Raw genomic sequence first — 21,289 nt, 5'->3', positions numbered from 1 at the left:
CTGTTGGTTTTAGAGCAGGTCGGGGGTGGCCTGCTCTAAAATAAAAAATCGTTTTGGCGGGTTTATCGTTGTATCAAGCGCCCGGGGAACTGTGATATATTTTCCAATGTTAACTGCTGCATAACTTGATAAAGCTGTGCTTTAAACATGGTTATGGTGTGATCGCCTCCTTGATCACCTAATGCGCCAAGACCATACATAAATGGTCTTCCCATGAAGTTGAAGTCCGAACCCACAGCGTGCGCGCGTCCTAAATCTACTCCTGAGCGTATTCCGCCATCAACCATAATTTTTATCTTCTCTTTATAAACGTGATTTGCATTAAGCTGGATCAACGATCTGATGGAAGACTCTCCAGCATCAATCTGACGCCCACCGTGATTGGAAACGATTACGCCATCCGCACCGAGTTCAATGGCCGCTTGCAGGTCCTGCTCTGTGGTGATTCCTTTTAATACGAGCGGTCCTTTCCAGATATCACGTATGGCTTTAACTTTTTCGTAATTCACTTTTCCGGTGAATGTTCGATTCATAAATTTGCCCAGCTGGTTTAAGTCTAACCCTTTCTCCATGTAGGGTTTGAGGGTTGCAAATGAAGGGATCCCGTGTTGCAATGTTTTTATGCCCCAGGTCGGCCTAATCATCGCTTGAAAGATGTTGGAGATATTCATTTTTGGAGGCATCGAAAGGCCACTCTTAATCTCGCGATATCGCAGACCGAATGATGGGACATCCACCAAGACTACTAAAACTGGACATTCAACATCTTTTAATCGGCGGAGGATGTCGTCGCGCAACTGGTTTTCTGTGGGGTGGTAAAGTTGAAACCAAGCCTTGCCGTCAGAAACTTCTGCTATTCGCTCAATACTGCTCGTTGATACGGTGCTTAATGTATAAGGGATGTCGTGTTTGGCGGCAGCTTTTGCAAGAATTTCGGGGGCGTTTGGCCATATTAATCCTTGTAAACCAATTGGAGAGATACCAAAAGGAGCGCTATAACGCCGACCAAAAAGTTCAACCGACATATCAATGTCGCCTGCCACGTGGAGATACTGTGGTTTTAGATATATATCATCGAAATCACTCTCGTTTCTAGCGAGGTTTAATTCTTCGTTCGCCCCACCCTCTAAGTAGTCGAATGCAAACTTAGGGATACGTGACTTAGCCTTCTTTCTTAAGTCTGCTACTGAAGGGTATCTAGAATTATATGTATACGTAATTTTTTTACTCATGAATACCAGGGTTTTATAATAATGGTTCCGAATATACGCACTAATCATTAATTGACCATCCTGTACAGGGCTGTTCTGTTATTTGTCGGTTATTAATTTTTGTAATTTAATTTGTTATGCCTATATTAGCAGCGCTTATAGAGAAAGGCCGAGGGAATAGACCCGCTGAAGCCTTAGCAACCTGTCCATTGACAAGGTGCTACATTCTACTCTGCAAATAGCGGAGAAAGATAAGCTGAGATACTGTTCTAGTGTCCTTCTCGCCAAGCATCAATATTTAAGGAAAGAAAAATTTAACAAGCACACATTTATGTTATTAACAAACAATTTAGGTTACCCGCGTGTGGGTGCGTTCCGCGAATTGAAAAAAGCCAATGAAGCATATTGGGCTAAAAAAATCAGCGCAGATGAGTTACTACAAGCAGGGCAGAAAATTCGCGAAGGCAATTGGAAAACACAACAGGAGGCTGGTATTGATTTAATACCGTCGAACGATTTCTCATTTTACGATCAAGTATTAGATCTGTCTTTAACTGTAGGCGCAATTCCTGCACGTTACAACTCGCTTTTAAATAAAGTAGATCGTCAGTATAACTTAGATCTATATTTTGCAATGGCGCGTGGCTTTCAGCAAGATGGCGTGGACGTGACGGCAATGGAAATGACCAAATGGTTCGATACGAACTATCATTATATTGTTCCTGAATTTGTAAAGGATCAAACATTCAAACTGACATCAGAGAAATTTCTAAACGAATATAACGAAGCTAAAAAATTAGGAATTGAAACCAAACCGGTATTAATTGGCCCTATCACTTACCTTTTAGTCGGTAAAGAGAAGGAAGCGGGATTTAACCGTATCGATTTAATCGAACGTTTATTGCCTGTTTATGAAGAAATCTTAGGTAAACTAGCTGATGCTGGGGCAAAAAATATACAAATTGATGAACCGTTTTTAGCTTTAGACCTAGATGAGCAAACACGTGAACTATACGGTAAAGTGTTTACAAGATTAGCGAGCGCTGCAAAAGAGGCGAAGTTAGTTGTAGCGACGTATTTTGAGGCATTAGGTGATAACGAAGACACCGCATTAAATTTACCAGTGCACGCTCTTCACCTTGACCTTGTTCGCGGTGAAAACCAATTAGACACGGTATTGCCGAAAGTTCCCGCATCGTTAACATTATCGTTAGGGATCGTTGAAGGCAGAAATATCTGGAAAAACGATTACGAACAATCGTTGACAAAAATTAAGCAAGCGGTTGATGCATTAGGTGTCGATCGTGTTTGGGTTGGACCATCTTCTTCTTTATTACACGTTCCATTTGATTTAGATAATGAAGACAACGAAGAATCGCTACCAGCGCAAGTAAAAAATTGGTTAGCATTTGCTAAACAGAAATTAGCGGAAGTTAAGGATCTTGCGATACTAAGCGATGGGCCGGTAGATGTAAAAACGCAGGAGCGATTCCAAGCGAACAAAGCTGCCGCAGAGAGCCGCCGTACATCGTCTTTGATTCACAGACCAGAGGTTAAAGAACGTACGGCGAATATCACTGATGAGGATGCAAAACGTACATCAGTATTTGCAACGCGTAAAGCGGCGCAGCTGGCGAAATTTAATTTACCCGCGTTTGCGACAACGACAATCGGATCTTTTCCACAAACCAAGGATGTCCGTAAATGGAGAGCTGACCTTAAAAAGGGAAATATTAACCAAGAGCAGTACGACAAAGAGATCGCTGAAGAGACCGAAAGAACGATCCGTCTTCAAGAAGATCTAGATATCGACGTCTTGGTTCATGGCGAGTTTGAGCGTAATGATATGGTTGAATATTTCGGCGAACAATTAGCGGGATATGCCTTCACAAAAAACGGATGGGTTCAATCTTACGGTTCACGTTGCGTGAAGCCACCGGTGATCTACGGTGACGTTTACCGTCCAGAAGATATGACGGTTCGTTGGTCAGCGTACGCGCAAACTTTGACAAACCGTCCTGTAAAAGGTATGCTAACAGGACCGGTAACAATCTTGCAATGGTCTTTCGTGCGTAATGATCAACCGCGCTCGACCACAACTTATCAAATTGCTTTAGCAATTCTTGATGAGGTTCAAGCATTAGAGAAAGCGGGAATTAAAATTATACAGATTGACGAACCAGCAATCCGTGAAGGTTTACCTTTACGTAAGGCTGATCAACAAGAATATTTAAATTGGGCTGTTCGTGCTTTCCGTGTTTCTTCTTCAAATGTAGACGATGATACGCAAATCCACACGCATATGTGTTATTCGGAGTTCAACGATATTATTCAAGATATCGCGGCGATGGATGCTGACGTGATCACGATCGAGACTTCTCGTTCCCAAATGGAACTGTTGGATGCATTCGCTGGTGAATTCAAATATCCGAACGATATCGGACCTGGTGTTTACGATATTCACTCACCACGTGTGCCAAGTACGGAAGAGATGGTCGATCTATTGCGCAAAGCTAAAGCAGTTGTACCTGCGGAACAGTTATGGGTAAATCCAGACTGTGGTTTAAAAACCCGTGCATGGCCAGAGACGAAAGCCGCTTTGCAGTCAATGGTAGAAGCCGCTAAAATTTTACGCGCTGAATAAAAAGCAATTAGTATTATAAAATAGAAAACAGTCTGGAGTCTTTCTTCAGGCTGTTTTTGTTTTTAAGCCTTCGCTACTTGCTCAGGACGGATAGATATTTTGGAAGGGACGTAACTTTTTCTTTGATTGATTGTTCTTCCGTAAAAGGAGATAATTATGAAAATGTTTGTCAATATTGTCGGGTTCGTTTTTCTAACACTGTCACTTACTAGCTGTGAACTGATTGGCGGTATATTTAAAGCAGGAGTGTGGTCTGGTGTTATCGTCGTTGTTTTGGTGATAGCACTAGTTTTATGGTTGGTGATGAAACTTCTGGGGAAAAAATAAATAATATTTTGGCTAGCTTTAAATAGCTAATCATGGCCGTCAACTAGCTTAATTATATGCATAGAGCAGGATGTTCTGTAATCGCTTTATTCCTTCTGTTGTCAACTAATCTGTTTGGACAGACGGGCTATCCGGTACCTAAGGTGGAAAATCTACTTTTTTATGTGCAGCACAATCGCGGGCATAACACTTTTCTTTATTCGTTAAACTTTCAAAAAGACGGTCCATTCAACCGAGTAGATCCAGTTGCAGTTCGTCGTCAGTTATTTGACGAGGATGATGCTATTAAAGGCCTCACGCGCGTTCAAAATCTATTCGCTTACGGTGTGAAGGGTAGATATGTTAATGATAAGCGTTATGAATTCACGATGGCAGGACATGGGAGTCAAATTTTTATTTTAGATCTTCGTGAAAAAAAACCGCGGGTTCGCACGAAGGTGAATGGGCAGGAAATTTTTCTCGAACGTATGTTTCTCCATCAAACCGAAGGAACGTCGGGTCTGAATACGCGCCTCGATTATATATTGTTCTACGGCGAAGATTCGGCGGGACATTCTCTCGTGGAAAAACTGATCCCGCAATAAGTGGGTTGGTAACAAGTTTTTGACAAGTGCGGCGCTAAATTAACAGGTTTTTTACAAATCGGTATTGTCGAAGATTCATTCCCTTACTAGCTTTGCAGTGCATGTTATTTAAGCTGGTACACTGGTTGGTTCTTTTGTGTTATGTCAATATTCTTGCCTACGAGGCAGGGACAGGAACGACTACACATGTGCATTCCCCGATATTGAACGGCGAGTCGATCCTAGAATTCGTTTTGGATGACGTTTTGGAGATTCCAATTGACAAAAATTCCACTGATGTACATATACTTTATGATGAGTATCGTGTAATTTCCACTAATCTTCATTTAATCCCCCTATTTATCCTTTTGACGGGGTTTGTGTTTAGTGTCTGGTTCCTTTGCGAGCAATTAAGACATCCTACCTATGACGGCACGAAGCTTCATATAACGCTGGGCTACTATAAATACCTGCATCTTTTTCACCTCTATTAGGCTCTCTTTTCTACTACTTCCAAATTCTTAGGGACCTTTTACTCACATAGGATGAGTGAACTATGTTCGCTTTTTTGTGGTGGGCATATACCTTTTTGATCATTTTTATAATTTCTATTCGATATGAATACATTTTTTTCATTTCTTACTCCACTAGCTGGAGTAATAATACTTGTGAGTAGCTGTACGGTTAACAGTACGGAGAATAAGACGGACCCAGCAAGAAAGGTTCCCGTGGTTGAATTGTCCGTTCAGGATACGACTATTTTTAAAGAATATATAGCCGATATACAAGCGGTGAAGAATGTGGAGCTGCGTTCTCGTTTAAGCGGTTTTTTAAATAAAATTTATGTGGATGAAGGTGCTGTGGTACAAGCCGGTCAGGTATTGTTTAAGTTGAATGATGAAGAGTACAAGGCGGATTACGCCAAGGCCGAGGCAGCGTTGAATATTGCGATTTCTGAAGCCAAGAAAGTCGAATTAGAAAAAATGCGCACGGCTAAATTGGTTGATAAAAATATCATTTCACACACGGAAAAAGAACTCATGGGTGTGCAATATAAGGCCGTGTTATCTAAAGTAGAAGAGGCGAAGGCGGTCTTAAGTCAAGCGCGTACAAAGCTATCGCAGACGGCAATACGCGCACCATTTAATGGACGTATCAACAGAATTCTCCTTAAAGCGGGCTCTTTGCTGGATGAAGGGTCCTTGATTACCACCATTTCCGATCTAAATGCCGTCAACGTGTATTTTGATATTTCCGAGGCGGAGTATCTGAATCTTGCAAATGACTCGAGTTTTTCAAGTAATAATTTTCGGCGAAAAGTAAAATTGATACTCGCCAATGGACAAGAATACCGGCATACCGGCGAAGCGCGCATCGTAGAGAGCGAATTTCAGCCCAATACCGGATCTATTTCGCTTCGTGCAGAGTTTCCAAATACAGAGGGGCTGTTGAAGCATGGCGCTTCGGGCAAAATTGGTGTTCCTGTTTCTACGGGTGAAACGCGATTCGTTCATCAAAAATCAGTTGTAGAAATCCAAGATAAAGCCTATGTATACGTGGTAAATGAGGATGAGACGGTAACGATGACACCGTTCCTTTCCGGCGCGCGTGTCGGCCATTATTATGTGGTCGAGGGTGGCCTGGACAAAGGGCAACGCATTGTTTATGAAGGTGTGCAAGGCTTGCGCGATGGAATGAAAATACGGGAAACTAAAAAGTAATGAGTAGCCCATATTGGACGATTAAGTAGAACGATTATTTGAAATATTTATGTTTGAGACCTATATAAAGCGGCCGATTCTTTCATTAGTGATATCGCTTTTTATCACCCTGTTAGGAGCGCTAGCCCTATTTACACTGCCTATTACGCAGTTCCCGGATATTGTGCCCCCTTCGGTGGTGGTAACGGCAAATTACACAGGAGCCAATGCCGAGGTAAGTACGAATGCCGTGGCAATTCCACTAGAGCGAGCCATCAATGGTGTTGCAGGTATGACGTCAATGAATACAGTGACAACGAATAACGGAACGACCCTTATTCAAGTGGCATTTAAAGTTGGTGTGGATCCTGATGTCGCGGCTGTTAATGTGCAAAACCGGGTAACAACGGTGCTTGATGAGTTACCCGAAGAGGTAATTCGTGCTGGTGTGACCACGGAAAAAGAAGTGAACAGTATGTTGATGTATTTGAATGTTTACACTTCGGATGAGACCGCTGATGAGCGTTTTATTTACAACTTCACGGATATTAATATCCTTAAGGAGCTAAAACGGATTGAAGGTGTGGGTTTTGCCCAAATCATGGGTATGCGCGATTATGCGATGCGTGTTTGGTTGAAACCAGATCGGTTAGCTTCCTACGAGATATCGCCCGACGAAGTGATTGAGTCTTTGCGGAGACAAAACATTGAGGCAGCACCAGGTCAAACCGGGATTAGCTCAGATAAGACGGTGAATATGCAACAATATGTGTTGCGTTATCCTGGTAAGTTTACGGAAGCCGAAGAATATGCGAACGTGCCAATTCGCGCGCATAGTGATGGATCAATCATACGTATTCGCGATGTGGCGGACGTTGAGTTTGGTTCACTAGACTACGAGATGGTTTCTAAAACAGATGGACGTCCATCTGCCTCGATTATGCTGAAACAACTTCCGGGATCCAATGCGCAGGAGGTTATCCGGCGTGTCAAAGATCGAATGGAAGAGCTCAAAGTATCAACCTTTCCTCCGGGTATGACCTTTACCATGGGCTATGATGTGTCGCGCTTTCTTGACGCATCCATAGCAAGTGTTATAAAAACATTGCTCGAGGCTTTCTTACTGGTATTTATTGTGGTGTTCGTTTTCTTGCAAAACTTCCGGGCGACTATTATCCCTATTTTAGCCGTGCCCGTGAGTTTAATCGGCGCGTTATTTTTTATGCAAATGATGGGCTTTTCGATCAACCTTTTAACGCTGTTTGCCCTGGTGCTTGCCATCGGAATCGTGGTGGATAATGGTATTGTGGTTGTCGAGGCTGTTTATGCGAAAATGGAGGAAGAGCATCTGCCACCAATGGAAGCGACTCTTGCAGCGATGAAGGAGGTGGGTACAGCGGTTATCGCTATTACTTTAGTAATGTCTGCTGTGTTTGTTCCAGTAGCTTTTTTATCGGGTCCGGTCGGTATATTCTATCGGCAGTTTTCTTTGACACTTGCCTCCGCGATCGTGATATCGGGCATCAATGCGTTGACTTTAACGCCTGCGCTTTGTGCGCTTATGCTACGTTCACCGCATGACCAGAAACCTTCTAACAGCTTACTGAGTCGCTTTTTCAAAAAGTTTAATCGTGCTTATGAAAAGATAGCCGGCCGTTATAAAGGGCTTTTAGCAAAAATTGTTGGACGTCGTATTATTACCGTGGGCCTATTGGTGTTGTTCTTTGTTGCAACATGGGGAACAAGTGTAATACTTCCGTCGGGCTTTATCCCGACCGAAGATCAGGGGATGATCTATGTGGGCGTGACCACCCCTCCAGGCGCTACGGTTGACCGTACGGAACGTGCCTTGGACGAAGTTGATCGCATATCCAGAGAATTGGAGTCTGTGGAGACCGTGTCGACCTTGGCAGGCTATAGTATTTTGACCGAGGTGTCCGGCGCATCGTACGGTATGGGTATGATTAACTTGAAATCTTGGGATGATCGTTCGGTTTCGATCGATGATGTGATGGTCGAGCTACGGGCCAAGACGGCCCATATTGCCGATGCTGAAATTGAGTTTTTCCCGCCACCAACTGTGCCTGGTTTTGGTAATGCGGCAGGTTTTGAAATGCGTATTTTGGATCGAAGTGGTAATGAAGATTTATCACAGACGGCTGAAGTTGTCGATAAGTTCATCGAAGATATGAACGCTTCCGTCGCGATTGAGTCGGCTTCGTCGAGTTTCGATGTGAGCTTCCCGCAGTATATGCTTAATGTTGATTATGATATGGCTGCCAAACGTGGTATCTCGGTGGAAAATGCCATGAGTACGCTTCAAACGCTGATGGGGAGTTTTTATGCGACTAACTTTATTCGTTATGGACAGATGTATAAAGTCATGGTACAGGCTGATCCACATTACCGGCAGCGTCCAGAAGATGTTTTAAATTTGTATGTGCGGACCGACCAAGGTGAGATGGTTCCTTATTCTTCATTTATCACTATGACGCGTATCTACGGCCCGGAGCAAATCACACGATATAATATGTTTACTTCAGCGATGGTGACCGGGCAGCCCGCACCAGGCTTTAGTACGGGGCAGGCAATCGAAACGATTGAAAAGCTCTCCGCGTCATTGCCACAAGGGTATTCTGTGGAATGGTCCGGGATGACCCGGGAGCAGGTTATCTCTGGAAATCAGGCTATCTATATTTTTGCATTATGTTTGGTTTTTGTGTACCTCCTGTTGGCGGCACAATACGAGAGCTTCCTTTTACCGCTTCCTGTTATTCTGTGTTTACCGGCTGGTATCGCGGGAGCATTCTTTTTCTTGAAAGTTTTTGGACTAGAAAATAATATCTATGCACAGGTAGCGCTGGTGATGCTTATCGGGCTATTAGGTAAAAACGCAATCTTAATTGTGGAATATGCAGTTTTAAAACAGAAACAGGGGATGAATGTTATTCAGGCTGCTATTGATGGTGCGTATGCACGATTGAGGCCAATTCTCATGACTTCTTTTGCTTTCATTGCGGGATTAATTCCTTTGATGTTGGCAAGTGGCGCTGGTGCGATTGGAAACCGTACGATTGGTACCGCGTCAGTAGGCGGGATGTTAGTGGGTACGCTCTTGGGTATTATAATTATACCCGGTCTTTTTGTGCTGTTTTCAAAACAGAAAAAAATAAAAAGGAAAAAAATAGCCCCACAAGTGATCACCGTGCTGCTTATTGGATTATTCGCTGTATCGTGCAGCACACCCAAGCAATTGGAAAAGGCCGAACATCGATCGATGCCTAGTCGGTTTGATTCACTTTCCAATAATGCCTCGGATGATACGACATCCCTCGCACAGTTACCCTGGCATGAAGTGTTTGATGATGAGAACCTGAAGAGGCTAATTGACACTGCTTTGGTTTACAATTACGACATACAACAGGCATTGAAACGAATCGAAATGGTACAGGCCAGATTCAAACAGCGTAAAGCCGCTTTATCGCCGACGCTCGATGCGGCAGCAGAAGCTGGTTTGCAGAAGTATGGTTTTTATACCGAATCGGGTATTGGAAATTACGATACCAATTTTTCTGATAACCTCGCCGATGATGAAAAGGTTCCAGGACCAATAGTGCCTGATTTTTTTGTCGGGGTACGGGCTTCTTGGGAACTCGATCTTTGGGGTAAAATCAAAAGCCGTAAGCATGCTGCATTCAACGCGCTATTGGCCGAAAATGAGGTGCGTAGGCTTATTGAGACCGAGATCATTACCAATATCGCATCAGCATATTATGAGTTAATCAGCTTGGACGCAAAAATTAAGGTGTACGACAATAATATCGATTTAAATCAACGTGCACTGGAAATTTCCGAGCTGCAAAAGGAAGCTGGACGTGCTACTCAACTAGGCGTGCAGCAATTCAAAGCTGTTGTCGCCAACGGGCAGGCCGAACGTGAGCGTGTTAAGCAAGAAATCACTACGCTTGAACATCATATTAACTCCTTAACGGGTCATTTTAATGAACCGGTCGTACGTTCTTCCTATTCGAGCAATCAGCGTCTTTTTAATTCGTTGAACCCGGGTGTACCGATGGAGCTTATCGCTTATCGTCCCGATATTCGGCAAGCTTCTTTTAATTTGATCGAGGCCGAATTTGATGTGAAGTCCGCCAAAGCAGCGTTCCTTCCTTCGGTCGCGCTTTCTCCTTATATCGGTTTGCAGTCATTTAGTTTCGACAAGCTGACGAATCTTGATAAATCGGTCACGTATGGAATTGTCGGTGGTTTGACGGCCCCCCTTTTTAATCAGCGGCAACTTCGAATGCAATACGAAACGTTGAAAGCGCAATACGGTATTAATTTTTTAGAATATGAAAAACGGGTGTTGAATGCGTATAACGAGGTTTCTAATGCTATTCAGACGCAAGCGCATATTCAAAAAAGAGAAACTTTTGTCACCCGGCAAGTGGAGGCTTTGGCTGGTGCGGTAGATGCGGCGAACGAGCTTTTTATTGCAGGTCGTGCCAGTTATTTGGATATTATTACCGCGCAAAAGAATGCAGTGGATGCCGAGCTCGAGTCGGTAGAAGTTCAAAAAGAGGGGATGATGAACGAGATTGTGATTTACAAAGCATTAGGTGGCGGATGGCATTAAATTCACCAGAAGATGTCATTGCTGAATGTTAAATAAATTGCGATTTATACAATATTAACCCCAGAATCTAAAACAATATGTTTTTAAATTCTGGGGTTTTACAAAGGTCCAACGGCCGAAATTTGGCTTGCCGTGGCGCTTAACGAATAGGGTTATGTATTTGCTGAAAAAAAAAATTAACTAACCAGCAATTTATACCCCTTACCATGTACGTTTACAATTTCTACGTTTGGATCTTCTTTGAGGTATTTTCGCAGCTTACTTAAGAATACATCCATACTACGTCCTGTAAAATAGTTGTCATCGTGCCATATCTTTACGAGCGCTTCCTCACGCGTAAGCACGTCGTTTTTATATATACATAAGAGCCGTAAAAGTTCAGCTTCCTTAGTGGACAGTTTTTGCTGTTGTCCTTTAAATGAGATGACCTGGCTCGTATAATCGAAAAAGTAATTTCCGATTTCGAACTTATCAACAACCTCTTCGTCCTTTTCCTTTTGGGTGCGTTTCAGTAGTGCATTGATGCGTAGTAGTAGCTCTTCAACACGGAACGGTTTGGTGATATAGTCGTCACCACCAAGTTCGAAGGCCTGTGTTTTATCTTCCATCATGCCTTTTGCGGTTGCGTATATGATGGGGACAGTTTTGTCCATTTTTCGGATGTCTTTTCCCAGTGAAAAGCCATCTTTCTTAGGCATCATAACATCCAAAATACAAAGGTCGTACTGATCATTGCGGAAGGCATTCAGCGCCTCATCACCGTCTTGGGAGAGTGTGACATCAAATTTTCCTTTTAATTCTAAATAGTCTTTTAGAAGTTCCCCCAAGTTTGGGTCATCTTCAGCTAATAATATTTTTTGCATAAGCATGTTATATTTATCAATACAGGTTACTCTTGGGATTTATTTCTTAGTGGAAAAGTTAACTCAAAGACTGTGCCTTTGTCTTTTTCACTTTTCACCTGAATCACCCCATTCAACCGTCGAACAATGTCATTTACGTAACTCAACCCTAATCCGAAGCCTTTTACATTGTGCACATTACCCGTGGGTATACGATAAAATTGATCAAAAATCTTTTCTTTTTGATCTTTTGTCATCCCCATACCTCGATCGGCGATGGTGATATGAATGTTGTTTTTGTTGTTGTAAGATTTTACAGTAATATGGGGGGCTCCCTTGCTGTATTTTATGGCGTTGTCTACTAAGTTAAAGAAAACGTTAGATAGATGCAATTCATCGCCTATCACTAAATCGTCATTTGCCTTAAGGTCTGTCGTTAGTATACCCTCTGCGTGTTGTAACTGTAAGTTCATACTTTCCAATACGCTCGAGACCAACGTATTTATATGGACGATCGTCCTCTCAATTTTTAAATTTTCTTTTTCCAGACGGGCGATGTTTAAAACTCGTTCGATATGATTGCCAAGGCGTACATTTTCATCGTAGATTATGTTTGCAAGTCGGTTCACCCGACGTTCATCGGCTGCAATTTCGGGGTCGCGTAAAGACTCGCTAGCAATCATAATTGTTGCAACTGGGGTCTTAAACTCGTGCGTCATATTGTTCATGAAATCGGTCTTCATTGCCGAAATCTTTTTCTGGCGAAAGATAATAATCAGGGTATAGGCAAAAGCTCCAATAAGAAGCGCTAATAGGGCAATCATTGGCAGAAGCATATAACTCATCGTATCTCTGATGACCGAGGATTTATTTGGAAAATAAATAGATAGTAGTCCCGGGGAACTACCTAAATCGTTTTCGAATAGGAGTGTGCTATAGCGCGGTGTTTTGATGTCATCTTCGGGTTTTACGCTACGTATGGTCTCAAATATAATCGTGTTTCGATCATCCCTTACTTCCATATTGAATGGCGCAGCAATCTGCCTTTTGTTTAATTCCGCATCCAGCTCGCTACGAATCAAGCGCACGTTAACACGTTCTTGAATAGGTCTCTTCGAGAGCTGTTGGGACGCGGCCACGCTAGACATTAATTCCTGGTTTTTCCCTCCGATCACCGCGACGCTATCATATATGTTTTGCGCTGCATCGAGTCTTAACCGTTGCTCTAGTAGATGAATTTCACGAGCTATTTTTAGATCGCCGCGCGCAGGAAGGGATCGGACGACCCAATTAATCGTATTATACGTATTCGAGAATGCTAAATAGCGTGTGCTGTCGTCTTTCGCTGGAACGACCGGTAACTTCTTTGTTGCATATACTTCAACCGTGTTGTTTTGAATATCACCGTCAATTTCCCCGGGAACTACGCGGATGGTTACTAAATCATTATATCGCCTCCGTTTGACGTATGTTTCGTAAAACGGGTTTTCAATATACGCAACGAGTGGATAGCGTGATTTTAGCTTATCTTCTTCGTCTTTAAAGGCTTGTTCTTCTTCGTATTGTTGAATACGGAGTTCCTCAATTCTTTTTTGCAAGGCTATCTGCTGGGCTAGCTTTTCGTGCCGCGCTTTTTCCTGACGGTATTTTTCTTGTTCAACTTTTTGTTGGTGCTGGAGGAAATCGTACACTTCTTGTTTTTCAATTCGGCCGGCGACGGTTGCAAGGGATGCCCTGACGGCCTCGTCAAAAAGCTGCGATTTTTGGATGTACGATTCGTGAACAAAATAGTATTGCATAGCCATTACGCCAAGCAGCGCAATCGACATTAGCCAGATGATCAGTGTAATACTACGTTTCTTCATTTTTACAAAAGTAGAGATGCTAAACTGTTAAACATTTCATTTAACACATTTTAACAAGCGTTTGTATTTAATGTGTTTATCTGCAAACTACCCGAATTAAATTAGAAAACCCAACATGTCGATTAATTGATACGCCATGTTGGGTTTGTTTTGCTTGTTTTTTCGATTACATTTTTAAACCGATCTCACGCAGACGCTCATCTAGATATTGACCTGCGGTATAATCTTCGTATACTTTAGGATGGTCTTGGGAAATACAGGAGTCTAGACTAGCGAGGCTCATTGTAGATTTTGGGTGAAGGAAAAAAGGAACCGAGTAGCGCGACGTCTTTAATTGCTCTTTTGGTGGATTTACCACGCGGTGCGTTGTCGACTTAAGTTTATTGTTGGTCAGGCGCTGCAACATATCGCCTACATTTACCACGATGTCCTCACCGTGAGCTTTAATAGGAAACCAGTCACCTTCTTTGGTTAACACTTCTAGCCCATCGGCGCTGGCGCCAATCAACAACGTAATCAGGTTAATGTCTTCGTGTGCACCCGCGCGAACGGCATCGGCAGAAATTGCATCTGGGTTCTCAATAGGAAAATAATGGATTGCCCGGAGGATCGAATTTCCGTTTACTACATATTGTTCAAAGTAATTTTCCTCAAGCTCAAGGTACGAGGCAATAGCCTTTAACAGCGCGCGACCTGCATCTTCAAGCTTTTTGTAAATTTCAGCGGTTACGTCGTTAAAGCGAGGTAGCTCCTCGACGACCGCATTATCTGGAAATTCTGTTTTTGAATAGGCTTGATTAACTATCGTTTGCCCGCGCTGCCAAAATTCTTTTAGATCTGGGGTGTTTGCATCTTTAGCTTTTTCTTTGCCTTTGGATGTGTATCCCCGCTGCCCAGCGAGTTCGGGAAATTCATATTTGCTCTTAATCGCTTCGGGTTGATCGAAGAAAGCTTTTACTGTTTGATAAAGTTCACTTATCAAATCGGAACTTAACCCGTGCCCAGCGATCGTTACAAACCCCGTTTCATTAAAGGCTCTTCCTAAATTTTGTATGAACGCCTGCCGTTCTTCGATACCTCCCTTAGTGAATTGAAGCAAATCGAGTCGCGGGATATTTACTAATGCCATATGCTTGAATTTTATCAGACAAAGTTAAGCGAATATTCTTAGTTTATATTAATGGCTTGTGCAAAACGCAAGTATTTTTTAACCTAACAGCTATAAGCTCAGTAGTTAAAAGTTTTCCACAATGAGGTCCTGCGGTAGCTATTTGTTTATCTTAGGGTGAGGAATGGTTGATTTTGTTGCATTACGGCCAGGTTTGCCAATTATCGAAGAAAAGAGTTTGATTATTCAATGTAATCCTTTAAATTTGATATGCTTGCATAGTAAAAAATATACGTCTAATTATGAGCCATGCTAATACAATTGATTATTTTCTAAAAACAAGTTGGCAAACCGTTGCTAATAAATACAATCTCATTGCTTCGCAATTTGGATTCACGCAAGCGGCGGGTTATATCCTTATCAACATCCATCGGGAGGGGAGTTCCGTTTCGCAGATAGCGAATTCGACAGGCGTAAAAACGACATCACTTTCCCGGGTACTGAACAACTTGGAAACTTTAGGGTTTATATACCGAGAGGTAAATGCGCAGGACAAACGTTCGGTAAAAGTTTATCTCACTGAATTAGGTCAACAAAAGCGAAAGATTGCGAAAGATGTTGTGCGCGAGTTTAATGATTATTTGGAATCGGCAATTTCAAAAAAGGAGCGCGATATGCTTGTTACACTATTGCAAAAAGTAAATACGCTCGCAGCGGATTACGACCCGCAGGTGAATGAAGGAGTCGATTAAATTGTAAACGTGAAAATATAATTAAGATGAACAGACATATTAAGAAAGTTGCGGTATTGGGCTCCGGTATTATGGGCTCAAGAATTGCGTGTCATTTCGCAAATATTGGAGTCGAGGTACTCCTATTGGATATTGTTCCACGTGAGCTTTTGCCCGCAGAGCAGGGTAAGGGGCTTGACTTGCAACACCCGAACGTGCGTAACCGCATCGTCAACCAATCGCTCGATACGGCGCTGAAAACAAATCCCTCTCCAATCTATAGTAAAAGCCTCGTTTCGCGCATAAAAACGGGAAACTTTGATGATAACATGAAAGATATAGCGAGTTGTGACTGGGTGATTGAGGTGGTCGTGGAGCGTTTGGATATAAAAAAGTCCGTGTTTGATCAGGTTGAACAATTTAGACAGCCCGGCACGCTCATTACTTCGAATACCTCTGGAATTCCTATCCACATGATGACGGAAGATCGTTCCGAGGATTTTAAAGCTAATTTTTGCGGGACCCATTTTTTTAATCCACCACGATATTTGGAATTATTGGAGGTTATTCCTACGCCAGACACCGATCCCGATGTTGTTGATTTTCTCCTGGATTTTGGGGATAAATTACTCGGCAAAACTGTTGTCTTGTGTAAAGATACACCCGCATTTATAGGGAATAGAATCGGGGTATATTCGATGCTTACAATTACGCACCTTGTTGAATCCTTAGAATTAACGGTGGAAGAAGTGGATAAATATACCGGTCCAGCAATGGGACACCCGAAATCCGCTACATTTCGAACCGCAGATGTTGTTGGTCTAGATACGTTGGTGAACGTTGCTTCGGGGCTTACGCAAAATGCACCGGAGGACGAAGCAAAAGGTGTGTTTAGTTTACCGGCGTTCGTGACCGACATGGTGGAAAATAAATGGCTCGGTGAGAAGACAAAGCAAGGGTTTTATAAGAAAGAGAAAGATGACAAGGGGCAATCAATCATTTTGTCGTTGGACTTGAAGACCCTTACGTACGGTCCGCAGAAGAAAATAAAATCGACCACCTTGGAAGCAACAAAACCGATCGACGATATTCGTAAACGTATGAAGGTTTATGAACAGGGTGATGACAAAGCGGCAGAATTTTTTCGCGCGATGCACTACCCTCTTTTTGAATACGTTTCACGACGGGTGCCGGAAATTACGGATGATTTCTACCGTATCGATGATGCGATGCGCGCTGGTTTTGGGTGGGAATTAGGTCCATTTGAGGTGTGGGACGCACTAGGCGTGCGCGAAACACTCGATAAAATAAAAAACCAGGAGAAGCGGCTCGAAGGGCAGACTGGCGAAGTTGCCCCTTGGGTACTCGAGATGTTAGAAACGGGTTTTGAATCCTTCTATACGATACAAAGTGGTGTAAAGCACTACTATGACATAGCATCAAAATCATATAAACCCATTCCTGGCTCGGAAAATTTGATTGTGCTCGATCATATTCGCCAAAGCAATACGGTATGGGAAAACAGTGGTGTGACCATCACCGATTTAGGGGATGGTATTTTGAACTGCGAGTTCCACACTAAGATGAACACGATAGGCGGTGAGGTCATTCAAGGAATCAATAAAGCAATAGATATGGCGGAAAAGGACTATAAAGGACTTGTGATCGCCAATGATGGTGAAAATTTCTCAGCGGGAGCCAACATCGGGCTGATTTTTATGATGGCTGTCGAGCAAGATTACGATGAACTGAATACGGCTGTGCAAATGTTCCAGAATACGGCGATGCGAATTCGGTACTCGTCGATTCCAGTAGTGGCAGCTCCATTTCAAATGACCCTAGGTGGTGGATGTGAATTCTCGATGCATGCGGATTTTGTGCAGCTCCATGCTGAAACATATATGGGACTCGTTGAGTTCGGTGTTGGCGTCATCCCGGGCGGCGGAGGATCAAAGGAGTTCGCCTTGCGCGCTTCGGATGAATACAAAGCCGATCAAATCGTACAAAACACGTTGAAGGATCGTTTTTTAACCATTGGGCAAGCAAAAGTATCGACCTCGGCTGTCGAAGCCTATGAGCTTGGTTATCTACAAAAAGGAAAATTCGCAATTACGATGAATCGTAAACGTTTGCTCGCTGAGGCCAAGGCCAAAGCGCTCGATCTGGCTAATGCGGGTTACGTTCAACCTGCGCCACGTACGAATATAAAAGTGCTTGGAAACCAGGGGCTCGGCATTGTGTATGTAGGTGCCTCTTCCATGCATGCTGGTGGATATATTTCCGATCACGACAAAAAAATTTCCGAGAAATTGGGATGGGTGATGTGTGGTGGGGATCTTTCAGCACCAACAGAAGTTTCCGAGCAATACTTACTCGATATGGAACGCAAAGCGTTTTTAGAACTATGCCGGGAAAGAAAAACTCTGGAGCGCTTTCAGCACATGTTGACTAAAGGGAAACCTTTGAGGAACTAAGGGTTTAATGGTAGAAAAGTAATTGGAATTTATAACATTTTAAGCAACAGTCAAGAAGTGCAATGAGTATTCGAGTGTTGCACTGTAAAATAGATCATTATGGAAGCATATATCATAGCAGGTTATAGAACAGCAATAGGAAAAGCTCCCCGTGGTGTCTTTCGCTTTATGCGGGCAGACGATCTCGCATCGGAAGTGATACAACACATGGTGTCTAGTGTTCCGAATTTGGATGTAGAGCAAATTGACGATGTTATTGTGGGCAATGCCATGCCAGAGGCGGAACAAGGGTTGAATGTTGGTCGTTTGATTTCCCTTATGGGGTTAAACACGGAGAAGGTGCCTGGGGTTACTGTAAATCGTTATTGTGCCTCTGGGCTAGAGACGATTGCAACTGCCGTCGCTAAGATTAAAGCGGGGATGGCCGACTGTATTATCGCCGGCGGTGTGGAAGTGATGTCCGGCATGCCTTTTGGCGGGTGGAAGATTGTTCCGAATCCGGTAGTGGCAAAAGAACACCCTGATTGGTATTGGGGTATGGGATTGACAGCAGAAGCAGTTGCTAAAGAGTTTAATGTATCACGCGAGGATCAAGATGCATTTGCTTTGAATTCACATAAAAAAGCGACTGCAGCGATTAAAGAAGGACACTTCCAGTCGGGGATTGTTCCGATCAACATAAAAGAAAACTATATTAAATCAGGTAAAATTTCCAGCAGAGAATATGTGGTCGATACTGATGAGGGACCGCGACCAGATTCGAACCTTGAAGCGCTTGCGAAGCTCCGGCCCGTGTTCGCTGCGAATGGGTGCGTGACGGCAGGGAATTCCTCGCAAACCTCGGACGGTGCGGCTTTTGTTTTAGTCGTCTCGGAAAAAAGGTTAAAGGAGTTGAACGTAGAACCTATCGCGCGATTGGTAAGTTTTTCTGTCGCGGGTGTGCCACCAAGAATTATGGGGATTGGGCCTATCGCGGCGATTCCAAAAGCATTAAAGCAAGCCAATTTGCGGAAAGAGGATATTGATCTTATTGAGTTGAATGAAGCCTTCGCGTCCCAGTCCTTAGCGGTTATTCGTGAGTTAGAGCTAGACCATACGCGGGTGAATATCAATGGTGGTGCCATTGCTCTTGGTCACCCCCTGGGCTGTACAGGAGCGAAGCTTACGGTTCAAGTCTTAAATGATTTGAAGCGGCGCGGGGAAAAATACGGTATGGTAACGATGTGTGTCGGTACTGGTCAAGGTGCAGCAGGCATATTTGAAATGTTATAATGAGAATGTTGTAATAATTAAAAATGGATATGGCAGAGAAAATTGCAATAAAAGGAGGAGAGTTTGTAATCCGCGAGACGGCATATACAGATATTTTTATACCCGAGGAATTCGATGAAGAGGCGAAAATGATCCGTCAGACATGTTTGGATTTTCTGGATACGGAGGTCTTAAATAAACTTGATCGTATCGATTCACAGGAAGAAGGATTGATGCAAACCCTAATGGATAAAGCCGGAGAATTGGGGATGCTTGGTGTGTCGATTCCCGAAGAATATGGCGGGTTTGGAAAAGATTTTAACACCTCCATGCTGGTTACCGACGCCGTCGGAGGCGGGTACTCTTTTGCTGTAGCGCTTTCGGCGCATACCGGCATCGGCACGTTGCCAATTTTATATTATGGAAGTAAGGAACAAAAAGATAAATACATACCGAAACTGACAACGGGAGAATGGAAAGCATCTTATTGTTTAACAGAGCCTAACGCGGGGTCTGATGCCAACTCGGGCCGCACGTCGGCTACTTTAAACGAGCAAGGTACCCATTATTTGATTAATGGGCAGAAGATGTGGATCACCAATGGTGGGTTCGCAGATATTTTTATCGTTTTCGCAAAAATCGATGGAGATAAAAATTTAACAGCATTTATTGTGGAAAAAGTCTTTGGCGGCATTACCATGAATCCCGAAGAACATAAGTTAGGTATTAAAGGTTCATCCACGCGGCAGGTGTTTTTCAATGATTGTGCTGTACCTGTAGGAAATATGCTGTCCGATCGCGAAAATGGATTTAAAATCGCAGTTAATATTTTAAATATTGGCCGTATTAAACTCGGGGCAGCTACAATTGGTTCCGCTCGCTCGGTGATATCGCAAGCGACTAAATATGCAAACGAAAGAATTCAGTTTAATTTACCGATATCGAAATTTGGCGCGGTCCGTTATAAGTTGGCTGAAATGGCGACTCGATTATTTGCGACCGAATCAGCGACTTATCGTGCAGGGCAAAATATTGACGACGCCTATCTCGCTTTAGTTGCTGGAGGTATGGAGGAGGCAAAAGCTAAACTTAAATCTGTAGAACAGTTTGCTATTGAATGTGCAATTATTAAAGTTTGGTGCTCGGAAATGCTCGATTACGTGGTCGATGAGGGGGTGCAAATATACGGCGGTATGGGTTATTCTGCCGAAGCTCCAATGGAACGAGCTTATCGAGACGCCCGCATCAACAGGATCTTTGAAGGGACCAATGAGGTAAATCGATTACTAATCGTTGATATGCTTCTTAAACGCGCTATGAAAGGGGAAATCGATTTAATGGGACCAGCGACTGCCGTAGCAAACGAGTTAACTGCGATTCCAGATTTTTCTGATCAAGATGAAGAGATCTTTGCGCCCGAAAAACGAGTTATTGCAAATTTGAAGAAAGCAGGATTATTGATTGCTGGTGCGGCAGTTCAGAAACTGATGATGTCGCTCGCAAAAGAAGAAGAGATTCTCATGAATATTTCAGATATAATTGGTTTCACTTATGTGGCAGAATCTATTCTGCTGCGGGCCGAAAAAATTTATCATACACAAGGTGAGCAGGCGGCAGTTTATGCTATCGATATGGCTCGGATATATTTGTACGGCGCTCACGATAAGGTGAATGTGGCCGGTAAAGAGGCCTTACATTCTTTTGCTGAAGGTGATGAACTAAAAATGATGCTTGCTGGCCTACGAAGATTCACAAAAATGGAACCGTTTAATGTGAAAGAAGCTAGACAGCGCGTGGCTAAAAAACTTATCGAGGAAAACGGATATTGTTTCTAAGATTTTCACCCTTCGATGGATGCCCGTTTTTGAAAAATGACGGGCTTTTTTGGTGTGCCCAGCATGGGCAATAACTCTAGGGTGTAAGTCCCGAACACGCCT

At 43.1% G+C, this 21,289-nt stretch carries 13 protein-coding genes and 1 riboswitch; of the genes, 9 read left to right on the top strand and 4 right to left on the bottom strand.

The annotated features are described in order from the left end of the window. Window positions 1-62 precede the first annotated feature (62 nt). On the bottom strand, window positions 63-1,232 hold the full coding sequence (locus FM107_RS11950; protein WP_086948746.1) for an alpha-hydroxy acid oxidase: 1,170 nt from the start codon (window positions 1,230-1,232) through the stop codon (window positions 63-65). A 132-nt stretch (window positions 1,233-1,364) separates the two neighbouring features. Beyond that, window positions 1,365-1,469: riboswitch (SAM riboswitch) on the top strand. A 73-nt stretch (window positions 1,470-1,542) separates the two neighbouring features. Between FM107_RS11950 and metE the strand changes: the two genes are divergently transcribed. The 5 genes from metE to FM107_RS11925 all read left to right on the top strand — a co-directional run bounded on the left by metE (window position 1,543) and on the right by FM107_RS11925 (window position 11,081). Beyond that, entirely contained in the window at window positions 1,543-3,855 is a 2,313-nt protein-coding gene (metE, locus tag FM107_RS11945; RefSeq protein WP_086948745.1) for a 5-methyltetrahydropteroyltriglutamate--homocysteine S-methyltransferase, read from the top strand. A 383-nt stretch (window positions 3,856-4,238) separates the two neighbouring features. Beyond that, a complete protein-coding gene (locus FM107_RS11940) occupies window positions 4,239-4,766 on the top strand; it encodes a DUF4833 domain-containing protein (protein WP_086948744.1) in 528 nt (175 codons plus the stop codon). Window positions 4,767-4,867: 101 nt separating this feature from the next. After that, window positions 4,868-5,239 carry a hypothetical protein gene (locus tag FM107_RS11935; RefSeq protein WP_086948743.1) on the top strand — a complete coding sequence of 124 codons (372 nt, stop codon included), beginning with the start codon at window positions 4,868-4,870 and terminating at the stop codon, window positions 5,237-5,239. Between the two features lie 123 nt (window positions 5,240-5,362). Next, window positions 5,363-6,466, top strand: a complete 1,104-nt coding sequence (locus FM107_RS11930; RefSeq protein WP_086948742.1) for an efflux RND transporter periplasmic adaptor subunit — start codon at window positions 5,363-5,365, stop codon at window positions 6,464-6,466. A 49-nt stretch (window positions 6,467-6,515) separates the two neighbouring features. Continuing rightward, window positions 6,516-11,081 carry an efflux RND transporter permease subunit gene (locus FM107_RS11925; protein WP_086948741.1) on the top strand — a complete coding sequence of 1,522 codons (4,566 nt, stop codon included), beginning with the start codon at window positions 6,516-6,518 and terminating at the stop codon, window positions 11,079-11,081. A gap of 176 nt (window positions 11,082-11,257) precedes the next feature. Here the strand turns inward: FM107_RS11925 and FM107_RS11920 are convergent, their stop codons facing one another. The 3 genes from FM107_RS11920 to FM107_RS11910 form a co-directional block, all read right to left on the bottom strand. Continuing rightward, entirely contained in the window at window positions 11,258-11,944 is a 687-nt protein-coding gene (locus FM107_RS11920) for a response regulator transcription factor (protein ID WP_179204471.1), read from the bottom strand. Between the two features lie 26 nt (window positions 11,945-11,970). Further along, window positions 11,971-13,788 (bottom strand): sensor histidine kinase KdpD, encoded by a 1,818-nt coding sequence (locus FM107_RS11915; protein ID WP_086948739.1) that lies wholly within the window; start codon window positions 13,786-13,788, stop codon window positions 11,971-11,973. Window positions 13,789-13,954: 166 nt separating this feature from the next. Then, entirely contained in the window at window positions 13,955-14,917 is a 963-nt protein-coding gene (locus FM107_RS11910; protein ID WP_086948738.1) for an isopenicillin N synthase family oxygenase, read from the bottom strand. A gap of 281 nt (window positions 14,918-15,198) precedes the next feature. Between FM107_RS11910 and FM107_RS11905 the strand changes: the two genes are divergently transcribed. From FM107_RS11905 to FM107_RS11890, 4 genes are all read left to right on the top strand, one after another. Continuing rightward, entirely contained in the window at window positions 15,199-15,648 is a 450-nt protein-coding gene (locus tag FM107_RS11905; protein ID WP_086948737.1) for a MarR family winged helix-turn-helix transcriptional regulator, read from the top strand. Between the two features lie 26 nt (window positions 15,649-15,674). Continuing rightward, entirely contained in the window at window positions 15,675-18,101 is a 2,427-nt protein-coding gene (locus FM107_RS11900; RefSeq protein WP_086948736.1) for a 3-hydroxyacyl-CoA dehydrogenase/enoyl-CoA hydratase family protein, read from the top strand. Between the two features lie 99 nt (window positions 18,102-18,200). Beyond that, window positions 18,201-19,373, top strand: coding sequence for an acetyl-CoA C-acyltransferase (locus FM107_RS11895; RefSeq protein WP_086948735.1), 1,173 nt, complete (start codon window positions 18,201-18,203; stop codon window positions 19,371-19,373). Window positions 19,374-19,402: 29 nt separating this feature from the next. Next, window positions 19,403-21,187: an acyl-CoA dehydrogenase family protein gene (locus FM107_RS11890; RefSeq protein WP_373407998.1), complete on the top strand. Its 1,785-nt coding sequence runs from the start codon at window positions 19,403-19,405 to the stop codon at window positions 21,185-21,187. Window positions 21,188-21,289 lie beyond the last annotated feature (102 nt).

It is taken from the genome of Sphingobacterium sp. JB170 (assembly GCF_900163865.1).
Classification (GTDB): Bacteria; Bacteroidota; Bacteroidia; order Sphingobacteriales; family Sphingobacteriaceae; genus Sphingobacterium.
The sequence above is the reverse complement of the archived record's forward strand: the minus strand, read 5'-3'. Positions and strand labels throughout refer to the sequence as shown.

Bases quoted from the DNA above. Each gene is read 5' to 3' on its own strand.
- FM107_RS11950 (WP_086948746.1), bottom strand. From the start codon at position 1,232: ATGAGTAAAAAAATTACGTATACATATAATTCTAGATACCCTTCAGTA.
- metE (WP_086948745.1), top strand. From the start codon at position 1,543: ATGTTATTAACAAACAATTTAGGTTACCCGCGTGTGGGTGCGTTCCGC.
- FM107_RS11940 (WP_086948744.1), top strand. From the start codon at position 4,239: ATGCATAGAGCAGGATGTTCTGTAATCGCTTTATTCCTTCTGTTGTCA.
- FM107_RS11935 (WP_086948743.1), top strand. From the start codon at position 4,868: ATGTTATTTAAGCTGGTACACTGGTTGGTTCTTTTGTGTTATGTCAAT.
- FM107_RS11930 (WP_086948742.1), top strand. From the start codon at position 5,363: ATGAATACATTTTTTTCATTTCTTACTCCACTAGCTGGAGTAATAATA.
- FM107_RS11925 (WP_086948741.1), top strand. From the start codon at position 6,516: ATGTTTGAGACCTATATAAAGCGGCCGATTCTTTCATTAGTGATATCG.
- FM107_RS11920 (WP_179204471.1), bottom strand. From the start codon at position 11,944: ATGCAAAAAATATTATTAGCTGAAGATGACCCAAACTTGGGGGAACTT.
- FM107_RS11915 (WP_086948739.1), bottom strand. From the start codon at position 13,788: ATGAAGAAACGTAGTATTACACTGATCATCTGGCTAATGTCGATTGCG.
- FM107_RS11910 (WP_086948738.1), bottom strand. From the start codon at position 14,917: ATGGCATTAGTAAATATCCCGCGACTCGATTTGCTTCAATTCACTAAG.
- FM107_RS11905 (WP_086948737.1), top strand. From the start codon at position 15,199: ATGAGCCATGCTAATACAATTGATTATTTTCTAAAAACAAGTTGGCAA.
- FM107_RS11900 (WP_086948736.1), top strand. From the start codon at position 15,675: ATGAACAGACATATTAAGAAAGTTGCGGTATTGGGCTCCGGTATTATG.
- FM107_RS11895 (WP_086948735.1), top strand. From the start codon at position 18,201: ATGGAAGCATATATCATAGCAGGTTATAGAACAGCAATAGGAAAAGCT.
- FM107_RS11890 (WP_373407998.1), top strand. From the start codon at position 19,403: ATGGCAGAGAAAATTGCAATAAAAGGAGGAGAGTTTGTAATCCGCGAG.